This window comes from Microbacterium sp. LWO13-1.2 (assembly GCF_038397725.1).
GTDB lineage: Bacteria > Actinomycetota > Actinomycetes > Actinomycetales > Microbacteriaceae > Microbacterium.
Map to the genome: position 1 here is coordinate 1,362,660 of NZ_CP151634.1, position 12,574 is coordinate 1,375,233.

At 69.2% G+C, this 12,574-nt stretch carries 15 protein-coding genes; 10 read left to right on the top strand and 5 right to left on the bottom strand.

Annotated elements, in window-relative coordinates; genetic code table 11:
• Window positions 1-31 precede the first annotated feature (31 nt).
• Window positions 32-808: an EamA family transporter gene (locus tag MRBLWO13_RS06540; protein ID WP_341977178.1), complete on the bottom strand. Its 777-nt coding sequence runs from the start codon at window positions 806-808 to the stop codon at window positions 32-34.
• A gap of 294 nt (window positions 809-1,102) precedes the next feature.
• On the opposite strand from MRBLWO13_RS06540, the gene MRBLWO13_RS06545 reads away from it, so the two are divergent.
• Entirely contained in the window at window positions 1,103-2,248 is a 1,146-nt protein-coding gene (locus MRBLWO13_RS06545; RefSeq protein ID WP_341977180.1) for an epoxide hydrolase family protein, read from the top strand.
• A gap of 112 nt (window positions 2,249-2,360) precedes the next feature.
• On the opposite strand, the gene MRBLWO13_RS06550 is transcribed toward MRBLWO13_RS06545, so the two are convergent.
• From MRBLWO13_RS06550 to MRBLWO13_RS06565, 4 genes are read right to left on the bottom strand one after another with little or no spacing between them, the layout of a single operon-like run.
• Complete coding sequence (locus MRBLWO13_RS06550; protein WP_341977182.1) at window positions 2,361-2,855, bottom strand: GNAT family N-acetyltransferase; 495 nt, start codon at window positions 2,853-2,855, stop codon at window positions 2,361-2,363.
• A gap of 5 nt (window positions 2,856-2,860) precedes the next feature.
• Complete coding sequence (locus MRBLWO13_RS06555) at window positions 2,861-3,286, bottom strand: DUF1801 domain-containing protein (RefSeq protein WP_341977184.1); 426 nt, start codon at window positions 3,284-3,286, stop codon at window positions 2,861-2,863.
• Window positions 3,283-3,855, bottom strand: coding sequence for an HhH-GPD-type base excision DNA repair protein (locus MRBLWO13_RS06560; protein ID WP_341977186.1), 573 nt, complete (start codon window positions 3,853-3,855; stop codon window positions 3,283-3,285). The genes MRBLWO13_RS06555 and MRBLWO13_RS06560 overlap by 4 nt, the downstream gene beginning before the upstream one ends.
• Before the next feature lie 43 nt (window positions 3,856-3,898).
• Window positions 3,899-5,194: a glutamyl-tRNA reductase gene (locus MRBLWO13_RS06565; RefSeq protein WP_341977187.1), complete on the bottom strand. Its 1,296-nt coding sequence runs from the start codon at window positions 5,192-5,194 to the stop codon at window positions 3,899-3,901.
• A gap of 103 nt (window positions 5,195-5,297) precedes the next feature.
• Here MRBLWO13_RS06565 and hemE point away from each other — a divergent pair, with 103 nt between their 5' ends.
• From hemE to hemB, 9 genes are all read left to right on the top strand, one after another.
• Window positions 5,298-6,338, top strand: coding sequence for a uroporphyrinogen decarboxylase (hemE, locus tag MRBLWO13_RS06570; RefSeq protein WP_341977189.1), 1,041 nt, complete (start codon window positions 5,298-5,300; stop codon window positions 6,336-6,338).
• On the top strand, window positions 6,335-7,852 hold the full coding sequence (locus tag MRBLWO13_RS06575) for an FAD-dependent oxidoreductase (protein ID WP_341977191.1): 1,518 nt from the start codon (window positions 6,335-6,337) through the stop codon (window positions 7,850-7,852). Before hemE ends, MRBLWO13_RS06575 begins: the two co-directional genes overlap by 4 nt.
• Window positions 7,853-7,975: 123 nt before the next feature.
• Complete coding sequence (locus MRBLWO13_RS06580) at window positions 7,976-8,380, top strand: hypothetical protein (RefSeq protein ID WP_341977193.1); 405 nt, start codon at window positions 7,976-7,978, stop codon at window positions 8,378-8,380.
• Window position 8,381: 1 nt separating this feature from the next.
• Complete coding sequence (locus MRBLWO13_RS06585) at window positions 8,382-8,789, top strand: phage holin family protein (RefSeq protein ID WP_341977194.1); 408 nt, start codon at window positions 8,382-8,384, stop codon at window positions 8,787-8,789.
• Window positions 8,776-9,048, top strand: a complete 273-nt coding sequence (locus MRBLWO13_RS06590; RefSeq protein ID WP_341977196.1) for a hypothetical protein — start codon at window positions 8,776-8,778, stop codon at window positions 9,046-9,048. Before MRBLWO13_RS06585 ends, MRBLWO13_RS06590 begins: the two co-directional genes overlap by 14 nt.
• A 51-nt stretch (window positions 9,049-9,099) precedes the next feature.
• Window positions 9,100-9,777 carry a hydrogen peroxide-dependent heme synthase gene (gene hemQ, locus MRBLWO13_RS06595; RefSeq protein ID WP_341977198.1) on the top strand — a complete coding sequence of 226 codons (678 nt, stop codon included), beginning with the start codon at window positions 9,100-9,102 and terminating at the stop codon, window positions 9,775-9,777.
• 5 nt (window positions 9,778-9,782) lie between these two features.
• On the top strand, window positions 9,783-10,793 hold the full coding sequence (hemC, locus tag MRBLWO13_RS06600) for a hydroxymethylbilane synthase (RefSeq protein ID WP_341977200.1): 1,011 nt from the start codon (window positions 9,783-9,785) through the stop codon (window positions 10,791-10,793).
• On the top strand, window positions 10,790-11,587 hold the full coding sequence (locus tag MRBLWO13_RS06605; protein WP_341977202.1) for a uroporphyrinogen-III synthase: 798 nt from the start codon (window positions 10,790-10,792) through the stop codon (window positions 11,585-11,587). The genes hemC and MRBLWO13_RS06605 overlap by 4 nt, the downstream gene beginning before the upstream one ends.
• Window positions 11,584-12,570 carry a porphobilinogen synthase gene (hemB, locus tag MRBLWO13_RS06610; protein WP_341977204.1) on the top strand — a complete coding sequence of 329 codons (987 nt, stop codon included), beginning with the start codon at window positions 11,584-11,586 and terminating at the stop codon, window positions 12,568-12,570. The genes MRBLWO13_RS06605 and hemB overlap by 4 nt, the downstream gene beginning before the upstream one ends.
• The last annotated feature ends 4 nt before the right edge of the window (window positions 12,571-12,574 follow it).

Here is a 12,574-nt window from a genome sequence, read left to right on the forward strand (position 1 = left end):
TATCCACCGGGCGCGCTCACGATCCGCCACGTCATCCGTCGGGCGATGTCTTCGGGGCGGCCGGGCGTGCACTGCGCGCCGCGCCGATGGAGGCGATGACGACGCACGCCACAGCCAGCCATTGCGACCAGAGCAACGCCTCCTGCAGCACCACGAGGCCGATCACCGCCGCCATCGCGGGCTCGAGACTCATCAGGATGCCGAAGACCCGAGGCGGCATCCGCCGAAGGGCCTCCAGGTCGAATGATGACGGAATCACCGAAGACAACAGCGCCACCCCGACTCCGGCCGCCAGTACCCACGGCTGGATCAAGGCGAGCCCGCTCTCGGCGACGCCGACGGGAAACGCCACGCACGCGGCGACGACCGCCCCGAGAGCGAGGCCGTTGCCTTCGTGGGTGTGACGACCCAGAGCCGCGCTGACCAGAATGTAGAGCGACCAGCACACTCCCGCTCCCAGCGCGAACAGCACGCCGGCGAGCTCGAGGTCGCCGACACCTCCCATGAGCAGCACGACACCACCGGTCGCCAGGAGCGCCCAGAAGGCATCCGACCATCGTCTGGAACCGGCGAGAGCGACGGCGAGCGGCCCCAGGAACTCGATGGTCACCGCGATTCCCAGCGGTATGAGATTCAGGGCCAGATAGAAGAACAGGTTCATCAGGCCGAGGATCACGCCGTACGCCAGCACGATCGCCCAGGCGCGACGATTCATGCGCAGAGGAGGGCGCCACAGCACGACCAGCACGATAGCCGCGAAGAACAACCGCAGGGCGACGGTGCCGAAGCTCCCTACGGTCTCGAACAACCCTTTAGCGAGGGCAGACCCCAGCTGGACGCTGAGGATGCCGAGCAGAACAAGGGCTGTCGGCGGGACGGCGTCGACAAGCCGCCCGCCCTCCCGCGTCAGGGGTCATCACGTCGGCATGCGCCGCGTATGGTCCTGTCGATATCCATCCAAGCCATCGCCCCAGTCTGCACGGCTGCGCCTCGTGCCACCACCCCCATCCGATTCGGAGGCTCGACGGCCTCCGGAAATCGGATGAGATTCTCTTTTCTATTAGGAAGATATCCCGCCTATTAGGCTCATATCGTCGTAGACATGAACAACATCAACCTCACCTTCCGCCCCTTCTCCGTCTCCGTCTCCGCTGCCGAGGTCGCCGACCTCCAGGACCGACTCGCCCGTACCCGCCTGCCCCAGCCGTCGCCGGTCGACGACTGGGATGCCGGCACGCCGAACTCGTACCTCCGCGAAGCCATCGACGCGTGGCGCTCCTTCGACTGGGCCGCCGCCGAGGCACGGATCAACGCGGTGCCGCATTTCACCACCGAGATCGACGGTCAGAGCATCCACTTCATCCACGTGCGTTCGGCGCACGAGGGCGCGACTCCGCTGCTGCTCGCGCACACCTACCCGGGTTCGTCGATCGACTACCTCGACATGATCGACCAGCTCGTCGACCCGGTGGCGCACGGCGGCCGCGCAGAAGACGCGTTCGATGTCGTGATCCCGGATGCTCCGGGCTACGGCTACTCGCAGCCGCTCGCCTCTGCCGGCTGGACCACGGCACGGGTAGCCGCCGCGTACGACGAGCTGATGCGCGGCCTCGGCTACGACAGCTACGGCATCCACGGCTCTGACAACGGCGCGATGGTCGCCCGCGAGCTCGGTCTGCTCAACCCTGCAGGCTTCCTCGGTCTGCACGTGATGCAGCTGTTCTCGTTCCCCTCCGGCGACCCTGCCGAGTTCGAGAAGCTGGAGCCCGCGGACTACGCCGGTCTCGAGCACATGCAGTGGTTCCAGTCAGTCGGTGGCTACAACACGATGAACTCGTCCCGTCCGCAGACCGTGTCGGTCGGCATCAGCGACTCGCCGATCGGGCTTCTCGCTTACAGCGAGCTGTTCAACAACTTCGGCAACGGCACCTCGCTGGTCTCGCTCGACAAGATCCTGCTCGAGGTGAGCGTGAACTGGTTCGCCAACGCCGCCTCTGGCATGAGCCGCAGCTACCTGGAGAACGCTCGGGCTGACGGCGGGGAGGACGCTGCTCCGCAGATCAACGCCGCGCCGACCGGTGTGGCCGTCTTCAAGGACGACTTCCAGACGATCCGGGTCTTCGCCGAGCGCGACAACTCGAACATCGTGCACTGGAGCCGCTTCGACGAGGGCGGGCACTTCGCCGCACTGGAGCGGCCCGACGTGCTCGTCGGCGACATCCGGGCGTTCTTCGCCGGGCTGCGCTGAGCCCGTCGCCTCAGTGCCGAAACCCCCTGATACCGCCGAGACCCCCTCGTACAGACGTCTGTACGAGGGGGTCTCGGCGCTGAACGGGGGTCTCGGTGTCAGGTTGCAGGCGTCAGTTCTCGCGCAGATCGAGCCACATGATCCGCAGGCCCACATCGCCTTCGGACGGATGCCGGAACGCGCCCGGCGCGATGCCGATCGTGCGGAAGCCGAGGTTCTCGTACAACTGAACGGCGGCCGTGTTCGTCTCCACCACGGCGTTGAACTGGACCGCTACGAAACCGCGGCGGCGCGCCCAGGCGATCATGTCCTCCACGAGGGTGCGGCCCACGCGGCGCCCTCTCGCGGCGGAGTCCACCATGAAGCTCGCCGATGCCACGTGCGATCCGGGCCCTGCGCGATTCGGGTACATGTTCGCTGTTCCGAGCACCTGGTCGTCCGCGACGGCGACAACGGTGCGGGCGGGCTCGCCGCGCAACCACGTCCGGCGCGCTTCGTCCTCGCTCATCCCGGGGTCGTAGGCGAAGGTCGTCTGCTCCCGGACGACCTCGCGGAAGATCGGCCAGATGTGCGGCCAGTCATTCTCGGTGGCCTCGCGCACCGTCACGGCGCTCAGCTGCGCACCTCGATCTGCATGCCCTCGGTGCCACCGGATTCCGCCCAGGCGAGGGATCGCTCCAGGATGCCGCGGAGCACCTCGAGGTCGATCTCCTCGAGGTCTTTGATGTAGAGGCAGCCGGCGCCAGCCGTGTGCGGGCCGAGCTTCGCGATCGCTGCCGCGTGAGCATCAACCCCGTCGAGCAGATACACCGTGGTCGCAGCCTTGCGGGGTGCGAAGCCGATCAGGCCGGTGTCACCTTCGGTGCCGGTCGGGTAACGGTAGTGGCACGATCCGAAGCCGATGATCGTGCCCCAGACCACGGGCTCGCGGCCGGAGACCTCCTGCATCAGCGCGGTCAGCGTCTCGGCATCCCGCCGGCGCTTCTCCGGCGTCGACCGCGCGATCAGAGCCGCGACATCGTCACCGGTCGGCTTCATTTCGCGGCCTTGGCTGCGGCCTTCATGGCCTTCTTGTGCTCGCGCACCTGCGTGAGCGACTCCGGCGAGACGATGTCTGCGACGCTGCGGAATGAGCCTTCTTCGCCGTAGGGTGCGGCCGCCTCGCGCCAGCCCTCACCGGTGAAGCCGTACTGCTTGCCCAGCAGCGCGAGGAAGATCTTCGCCTTCTGCTCGCCGAAACCGGGGAGTGTCTTGAGCCGCTTCAACACCTCGGCGCCGCTCGGGTCGCCCTCGGTCCACAGCGCGGAGGCGTCACCGCCCCACTGGTCAACGAGTTCCTGACAGAGCGTCTGCACTCGGGCCGCCATGGAACCGGGGAAGCGATGCACGGCTGGCGTCTGCTTGAACGCCTCGAGGAACTCGTCGGGATTCATCCGGGCGATGGTGGCGGCGTCGGCCGCCCCGGTCCGCTGTTCGATCTTCAGAGGTCCGGCGAACGCCGTCTCCATCGGCACCTGCTGGTCGAGGAGCATCCCCACCAGAAGCGCGAGCGGATTGTCGGTGAGGAGCGCGTCGGCGGCGGTGTCTCCGGTGATGTGAAGGGCCATGCGACCAGTCTCGCACCGACCACGTCGCCGCGGGATGCGGGCTTCAGGCGGATTCTGATGCCGCGGCGGCGTCTGCCTCGGGCGCGATCCCGTACAGCGTCTCGAGGGCGGCCGCGAAGTCGTCGGCACGACCGGTGGCGGCGAGTTCATGCGCACGCGTGGTCGGTGCGTGCAGGAGAACGCCGGCGAGGTGACGCAGGGACTGTTCGATGCGTCCATCCTCGTCGCCGCGGGCGCGGGCCCGCCCGATCTCGTTCTCGAGGAGCCCGAAGATGTGCGTGCGCAGCGCGACGATCGAGGGGGTCACACTCTGTCGTGCACCCACGACGTGGAAGGTATCGGCGGCATCGCGGACGACGCTGCGCGCGGCATCCGTCGCCTGCAGTTCCTCGAGAGGTGCGTGCAGCCGGATGGTCTCCAGATCGAGGAGAGCCGTTGCCGCGAGGTGCGCGACCGCGGGGTCGACGTTGCGCGGCATGCCGAGGTCGATGATGAGGCGGTTGTGATCGCCGACCGGGCATCCCGCCGGAGCGATCCCGAGGGGAGCGCTCAGGTGCTCGGGTCCGAGGACGGGCTCGGTCGCCGTGGTGCAGGTGATCAGCAGGCTCGAGCGCGACGCGGTGTACGCGTATTCGTCGGCGGTGATCGGGCGGATGCCGTGCTTCGCGGCGAACGCCGCTTCGCGGCCGGACGGCGAGAAGACCGAGATGTTCACGGCGCCGCGCTCACGGAGCGTGGCGAGGGTGACGGCCGCGTAGGCGCCGGTGCCGACGAGCAGCACACGCTCGGCGGACCAGTCGGCGATGCGGCTGTCGGCGAGCTCGAGCGCGAGTCGTACCAGCGAACGGCCGGCGCGGCCGAGCGCGGTGACGTTCTTGACCTTGCGCTGCGCCTGGCTCGCGCGCTGGAAGAGTCGTTCGAGCTCGGGCGAGGTCGTGCCGTCCGTGCGCGCCGTCTTCAATGCGCGCCGGACCTGGCCGGCGATCTCGCCCTCGCCGGAGACCACGGATTCGAGGCCGGCGGCGACGGAGAACAGGTGTTCGGCGACGCGCCTGCCGGAATGCACGGCGTATGCGCCCTCGAGGTCCTTGGCGGCGACGCCGGTGGTTGCCTCGACGGCTTCGAGCACGGCTTCGACGCCGATGGCGCCGGCTGCGGTGACCGGCTCGTCGATCTCGATGTACGCCTCGAACCGGTTGCAGGTCGCCAGGACGACCGCACCCTGCACGACCGGCGCCATGCTCACCAGGGTCGGAGCGACGTCATCGGGGGTGCGGCTCAGACGTTCGAGCAGATCGAAGGAGGCGGTCTTGTGACTCGCCGAGACGCAGAGCAGCACAGTTCGATTGTACCGGCCCTCGTCGAGTGCGTCGGCGGGGCCGATATCCGGAGACTTGCAAGCACCTCAGCACGCCCATAGGCCCGGCTGGGAGAATGGTGCCATGCCTCTCTCCGACGCGCCGTTGCTGCGCGCCCTCGCCGGTGATCGCCCCGCGCAGACCCCGGTCTGGTTCATGCGCCAGGCGGGCCGGTCGCTGCCCGAATACCGGGAACTGCGGGTCGGGACGCGGATGCTGGACGCCTGCCTCACGCCGGACCTCGCCGCCGAGATCACGCTGCAGCCGGTTCGCCGGCACGGAGTGGACGCGGCCGTGTTCTTCAGCGACATCGTCATCCCGCTGCGCCTCGCCGGCGTCGACGTGGTCATCGAACCGGGACGCGGTCCGGTGTTCGCGAACCCGGTCCGCACCGCGGCCGACGTCGATCGGATCACCGCGATCGACCCCGCCTCGCTGGACGCGACTGCGATCGCCGATGCCGTGCGCCTCGTGGTCGCCGAGCTCGGCGACACTCCGCTGATCGGCTTCGCCGGTGCGCCGTTCACCCTCGCCGCCTATCTCGTCGAGGGCGGCCCCTCGAAGGAGCACATGCGTGCGCGGGCGATGATGCACGCCGACCCCGCATCGTGGAACAAGCTGGCCGGCTGGCTGGCGCAGATCTCACGGGCGTTCCTCGAGGCGCAGCGCGACGCCGGAGCATCCGTCGTGCAGCTCTTCGACTCCTGGGCGGGTTCCCTCAGCACCGCCGACTACCGCACCTTCGTCGCACCGCACTCCCGGTCCGCCCTCGACGGCATCGGCATCCCGACGATCCACTTCGGCGTCGGCACCGGGCCGTTCCTCGGCGATATGCGACTCGGTGGCATCGCCGACGGTGTCGGCGTCGACTGGCGTCAACCGCTCGACGAGGCCGCGGCCATCCTCGGGCCTGACGTCACCGTGCAGGGCAACATCGATCCCGCGCTCCTCTCCGCGCCCTGGCCGGTGCTGGAGGCGCACGTGCTCGACGTGCTCGAGCGCGGTCGCGCCGCTCGTGCGCACATCCTCAACCTCGGACACGGCGTGCCGCCGGAGACAGACCCCGACCAGCTCACTCGTATCGTCGAGCTGGTGCACTCGTCGGGACACGGAGCCTCGGTGTGACCGAACCAGCCGGCCCCGAGTCGCTCGCAGCCCGCGCCGCCGCGACGCGCGTCGTCGTGATCGGCGGGGGGATAGGCGGGTTGATCGCCGCCCGCGAATGCGTGAAGGTCGGCATGCGGGTCACCGTGCTGGAAGCCGCGGATGCTCTGGGCGGAGCGATCCGCCGGACCGACCTCGACGGCGTCCGTGTCGACATCGGAGCGGAGAGCTTCGCCACCCGGGGCGGTCATGTGCGCGGCCTGCTCACCGAACTCGGTCTTGCGGATCGGATCGTGGCACCCGCCGCCGGTGGGGCCTGGCTGGCCGGTATCCCCGGCGTGGGGGCCGCGCCGCTGCCCGTCGGCGGCATTCTCGGCATCCCGGCGAACCCGTTCCAGGACGACGTGCGCCGCATCATCGGCTGGTCGGGCGCCTGGCGGGCCTACCTCGACCGCGTGCGCCCCCCGCTCACGATCGGCCACCAGCACAGCCTCGGCAGGCTCGTCTCGTCCCGGATGGGCACGAAGGTGCGCGATCGACTGGTCGCCCCGGTGACCACCGGGGTCTACTCCGCATCGCCCGAAGATGTCGATGTCGACGTCGCAGCTCCTGGACTCAACGCCGCCCTCACTCGCGCCGGCTCACTGGCAGGCGCGGTGCAGGTGCTGCGTGACGAGGGCGCGGCACGCGCGGCCAAGGCGCCGGGAGCTGCCGTCGAGGGCATCGAGGGCGGCATGTCGGTGCTCGTCGATGCGCTGGAAGCCGAGCTGCTGCGTCTCGGCGGGGTCGTGCGCACGAAGGTTCACGCGCGGTCGCTCTCCCGAGCGGGGGAGGCGTGGCTGGTCGCGGCAGATGTGGAGCCGGATGACACAGCCGACGTCGCCACCGACGATGAGCTCGCTGAGGCGGTGGCACCGACCGAGGAGATCGAGGCCGACGCCGTCATCCTCGCCACCGACGAGGCTGTCGCACGACTGCTCCTCGATCCCCTCGTGCCCGGACTCGCCGCCTCGGCGGCGGCATCGTCGGCGCCGGAGATCGAGATCGTCACCCTGCTGCTCGACGCGCCGGCGCTCGACGCCGCGCCGCGCGGCACCGGCGTGCTCACGGTTCCCGGCAGTCACACGGCCAAGGCGCTCACGCATTCGACCGCGAAATGGGGCTGGCTGCGCGAGGCTGCAGGCGCGCGTCACCTCGTGCGGGTCTCCTTCGGCGCGCAGGGCGAGCCGCCGACGACCGCCACCCTGGACGACGAGGCTGCCGCGGTGCTCGCGCTGAGCGAGGCATCCGCGCTCCTCGGTGTGACCATTCCGCGGACCGCGCTCGTCGCCGCGCACCGCTCCCGCTTCGTGCAGTCGCAGCCGGCGTCGATCATCGGAGTGGGCGAACGACGTGCTGCCGCGCGTGCCGCAGTGCGGGCGGTCCCAGGTCTTGCTGTCGTGGGGGCGTGGGTGGCCGGAACGGGGCTCGCCCAGGTCATCCCGGACGCCAAGGACGAGGCCGACCGGCTGCGGCGCGCCCTGATCTGGGACTGAATGGCGGCGTGTGTCAACCCCCATCAAGAATTGATGCCGAAATCGGCATACAGGGTTACGCTGGTATCTGGCCGGCGGGGATCGAAGCCTGCGGCTCGACCGGAACAACGTGAGGAGCACCCTATGAAGGGGAAGATCGGACTCGTCGTCGGACTCGGCGCCGGATACGTCCTCGGTACGCGCGCCGGGCGCGAGCGCTATGAGCAGATCAAGAAGCAGTGGCTGAAGGTGTGGAACCTCGACCCTGTGCAGGACCAGGTCGACAAGGTCAAGACCTTCGCGAAGTCGCAGGCCGCGGCCGTTCCGGGCGCGCTGTGGAACGGGGCCGTCAAGGTCGTCCAGTCCGTGGGCGGATCCGGCACCCCGGGTCAGAAGCTCGACTCGGTGATCGCGACCGGCAAGGATGCCGTCGAAGACGTCGCCCGCGCAGCGGAGGACACCGAGGCCGAGGTGAAGAAGCCGGCCGCCAAGAAGCCGGCAGCCAAGAACTCCACGACAGGCTCAGGGTCCGCGAAGAGCGGCAGCTGAGATGCTGCGAGGAAAGCGCGACAGGGCTGATGACAGCCTGCTGACATTGCTCGGCGACCTGCCCGAGTTGGTCACCAACCTGGTGAAGGCGGAAGTCGACGCGGCGAAGGCGTGGATCTCACGCACCGCCAAGGACGCCGGAATCGGATCGGTCTGGTTCCTGGTCGCGTTGTTCTTCCTGTTCTGGGCGGTTCCGGTGATTCTCGTCTTCGCGATCGCCGGACTGTCATCCTGGTGGCCGGTCTGGCTTTCGGCGCTGGCGGTGTTCGGCATCCTCCTGCTCGCGGTCCTGCTCTTCGCGCTGCTGGGCATCCTGAAGTTCCGCAAGGTACTCGCCCGCCAGAATCCCGCGCAGGCCGTGGCTGAAGACATCCGACTCGTGAAGGACGCCGGCGATGACCGTATCTGAGAACACGCCCCGCACCGTCGTGCCCGCGGGGATCGTCGATCCCGTCGCCTCGGCCCGTGCCGAGCTCAAGGCGGCTCTCGCGGCGATCGAGGTGAAGGGCAACTTCCCTCGCCGGATCGAGAAGGCCTCACAGCGCGCCGCGGCGAAGGCTCGGGTGTTCGCCGATCGCAATCCGGTGGGCGCCATCGCTGCAACGATCGGCATCGCGGCAGCCGTCGGCGGTGCGATCTGGGTGATCGCCAGGGCGCTCTCGCGCTGAGGGTCCGGTCATCCGGTCGCCGCCCCCGCGTAAAGGAGGCAGACTGGAAGCATGTCCGAAGAGCTCGAAGAGAACCCGTCCGGCTTCACCCTCTGGGCCGTCTGGCGACGCCATCCCGAGATGCCGGTCACCGAGACCGACGCGACCGAACTCGAGACGATCGTCGGGTACATCGAGGACTCGGGAGTCACCGTCCGCGGCTTCTACGACGTCTCCGGCCTCAAGGCCGACGCCGACCTGATGGTCTGGCTGCACGGCGACACCGCCGAGGAGCTGCAGCGGGCATTGCGTCGCCTGCGCCGTACCGAGCTGCTGCGCACCCTCTTGCCGGTGTGGAACGTGATGGGCGTGCACCGCGACGCCGAGTTCAACCGTCAGCACGTGCCCGGCTTCCTGCGGGGTGTCGAACCGAAGCAGTGGCTGTGCCTGTACCCGTTCGTCCGCACGCCCGAGTGGTATCTCGCACCCGAAGAGGAGCGCCGCAAGATGCTCGCCGATCACGGGCGCAAGGGCGCGGCATTCACCGGGGTCATCGCGAACACCGTGGCCGCCTTCGCCCTCGGAGACTACGAGTGGCTGCTGCCGCTCGAGGCCGACGATGTGACCGAGCTCGTCGACCTGATGCGTGACCTCCGCTACACCGATGCGCGCCGTTACGTGAAGGAGGAGGTGCCCTTCTACACGGGGCGCCGACTTCGATTCGACGAGATCGCCGACGTTCTTCAGTAGTCGTGATGAACACCTCGAGCCGAGAGCGCCCGATCCTCCTGGGCACCCGCCGCAGTGCCCTGGCGCTGGCGCAGTCCGGCCATGTCGCCACCGCCATCGAGAAGCTCTCCGGGCGCCCGGTCGAGCTCGTTCCGATCGTCTCCGAAGGCGACACCAATCGCGCCTCACTGTCGGAGATCGGCGGCCAGGGCATCTTCGCGACGCGACTGCGCGAGGCGCTCTTCGCGGGTGAGTGCGACATCCTCGTGCACTCGCTCAAGGATCTGCCCACGGCGATCCCCGACGGCCTGATGATCGCAGCGACCCCCAGCCGGGAAGACGCCCGCGACGTCGTCCTGACCCGCGGGGGCACACCGCTGCATGAGCTGCGTCCCGGCAGCACCATCGGCACCGGTTCCCCGCGGCGCATCGCCCAGGTGCGGCGCCGGGCTCCGCACGCCGCCGTCGTCGACATCCGCGGCAACGTCGACTCCCGCCTCGCGCGGGTGACCTCCGGCGAGCTGGATGCCGTGATCCTCGCCGCCGCCGGTCTCTCCCGTCTCGAGTCCGACACAGATCTGAGGCGCGAGGAGCTCGGCCTCGCCGAATGGCCGACCGCGCCGGGGCAGGGTTCGCTGGCCGTCGAGACCACGACGGGAGCTCCGGCGGAACTGCTCGACGCACTCGCCGCGCTGGACGACGAGGCGACGCGTATCGCAGTCACCGTGGAGCGCGCGATCCTGGAGGGACTCGACGCCGGCTGCCAGGCGCCGATGGCCGCTCATGCCGTCGTGACGGGGGCATCCGTCCGCGTTCGGACGGTCGTCTACTCGCCGGATGACGGCCGCCGGATCGGGCTCGACGTCACGGAGACGCTGAACGGGGAGTATATTCGTCGAAACGGCAGTGGCAATGGAGCGGATGCTGCCGATGGTGCAGACCCGATGCACGCGGCACGCTTGCTCGGGTTGACTGTTGCCCGTCGGCTGCTCGAACAAGGGGCGGCTGACCTCGTCTCCCGAGAGCTTTCCTCATGACATCATCCGATTCGAAGCAAGACCGACCGCTGGACGGCTGGCGCGTACTCGTGCCCCGTGGCGGGCCGTGGGGCGACGGCGTCGCCGCGAGTCTGCGCGCCCAGGGCGCGATTCCCGTCGTCGCGCCGCTCATCAACTTCGCGCCGACCACGGACCAGGCGACGCTCGACCACGCCCTGGCGCAACTGGCGGCCGGCGAGTTCGACTGGCTCACGATCACCAGCGCGACGACGGTCGACGTGTTGTTCGCGCACCGGGCTGTCGTTCCGCGCTCCACGCGGATCGCCGCTGTCGGCGAGACCACCGCTGCCGCTCTTCAGGCGGTCGGCTACGAGGTCGACCTGGTGCCGGAGGACGACAACTCCGCCGAGGGCATGGCCGCGCAACTCATCGCTCTCGAGTCCGCGCCGCGCCGCATCCTGACCCTCCGCAGCGAGATCGCGAAGCCGGTGCTCAGCCGCTCGTTGATCGAGGCCGGGCACGACGTGCAGAGCGTCGTCGCCTATCGCACGGTGGGCGTCCCGGTCACGGAGCGCATCATGCGCGATGTCGAGAACGGGCGCATCAACGCGATCCTGATCACCAGCGGCTCTGTGGCGGCGCAGGTTCGGGAGCAGTTCCCGGAGATCCCGGACAGCACGCTGCTCGCCGCGATCGGCCCCCGAACGGCGAACGACGCCCGCAAAGCGGGGCTGCCCATCTCGGTCGTCGCCGATCGTCAGACCGTCGACGCTCTCATCGACGCCGTCTCGCAGTTCACGCTTCCGCACGCGGCGGACGAGTTCGCGCCGTGAGCTTTCCGGATGTTCGCCTGAGGCGGTTGCGACAGTCGCCCGCGGTTCGTTCCCTCGTTCGGGAGACCTCGCTCCGGCCGGGGCACCTCGTGCTTCCGATGTTCGTGCGCGAGGGACTTCACGAGCCGTCTCCGATCGGCTCGATGCCCGGTGTCCTGCAGCACTCGCTGGACTCGTTGCGCGCCGCTTCCGTCGAGGCTGCCGAAGCCGGTGTGGGCGGGGTCATGCTCTTCGGAGTGCCCGCCTCGCGTGATGCGATCGGCTCCGGGGCGGATGACCCGGATGGCATCCTGAACATCGCGACCGCGGCTGTCGCGGCCGAGGTCGGCGACGCGCTCGTCGTGCAGACCGATCTGTGCCTCGACGAGTTCACGGATCACGGGCACTGCGGGGTTCTCGCATCCGACGGTTCGGTCGACAACGACGCCACGCTGGAGCGGTACACGGCGATGGCGATTGCCCAGGCTCGCGCGGGATCGCACCTGCTGGGCCTGTCCGGGATGATGGACGGACAGGTCGCCGTCATCCGCGCCGCTCTGGACGCCGAGGGCTTCGCGCAGACGTTGCTCCTGGCCTATGCCGCCAAGTACGCGAGCGCCTTCTACGGGCCGTTCCGCGAGGCCGTCGATTCGCAGCTGACGGGTGATCGTCGCACGTACCAGCTCGACCCGGGCAACCGCCGGGAGGGCGTACGCGAGGCTGTCGTCGACGAGGCAGAGGGCGCAGACATCGTGATGGTCAAGCCGGCCATGGCGTTCCTCGATGTGCTGCGCGAAGTGCGTGACACGGTGAGCATTCCCGTCTGGGCGTACCAGGTCTCCGGCGAGTACGCCATGATCGAGGCGGCTGCGGCCAACGGCTGGATCGACCGCCGCGCGGCCGTGCTCGAGTCGTTGCTGTCGATCCGTCGCGCCGGCGCCGACGCCGTCCTCACCTACTGGGCGACCGAGGCCGCGCGCTGGCTGCGCGACGACGCTCGTTGAACGC

Coding starts and splice junctions, on each gene's coding strand:
- MRBLWO13_RS06545 (WP_341977180.1), top strand. CDS start 1,103: ATGAACAACATCAACCTCACCTTCCGCCCCTTCTCCGTCTCCGTCTCC.
- MRBLWO13_RS06555 (WP_341977184.1), bottom strand. CDS start 3,286: ATGAAGCCGACCGGTGACGATGTCGCGGCTCTGATCGCGCGGTCGACG.
- MRBLWO13_RS06560 (WP_341977186.1), bottom strand. CDS start 3,855: ATGGCCCTTCACATCACCGGAGACACCGCCGCCGACGCGCTCCTCACC.
- hemE (WP_341977189.1), top strand. CDS start 5,298: ATGCCTCTCTCCGACGCGCCGTTGCTGCGCGCCCTCGCCGGTGATCGC.
- MRBLWO13_RS06580 (WP_341977193.1), top strand. CDS start 7,976: ATGAAGGGGAAGATCGGACTCGTCGTCGGACTCGGCGCCGGATACGTC.
- MRBLWO13_RS06585 (WP_341977194.1), top strand. CDS start 8,382: ATGCTGCGAGGAAAGCGCGACAGGGCTGATGACAGCCTGCTGACATTG.
- MRBLWO13_RS06590 (WP_341977196.1), top strand. CDS start 8,776: ATGACCGTATCTGAGAACACGCCCCGCACCGTCGTGCCCGCGGGGATC.
- hemQ (WP_341977198.1), top strand. CDS start 9,100: ATGTCCGAAGAGCTCGAAGAGAACCCGTCCGGCTTCACCCTCTGGGCC.
- hemC (WP_341977200.1), top strand. CDS start 9,783: ATGAACACCTCGAGCCGAGAGCGCCCGATCCTCCTGGGCACCCGCCGC.
- MRBLWO13_RS06605 (WP_341977202.1), top strand. CDS start 10,790: ATGACATCATCCGATTCGAAGCAAGACCGACCGCTGGACGGCTGGCGC.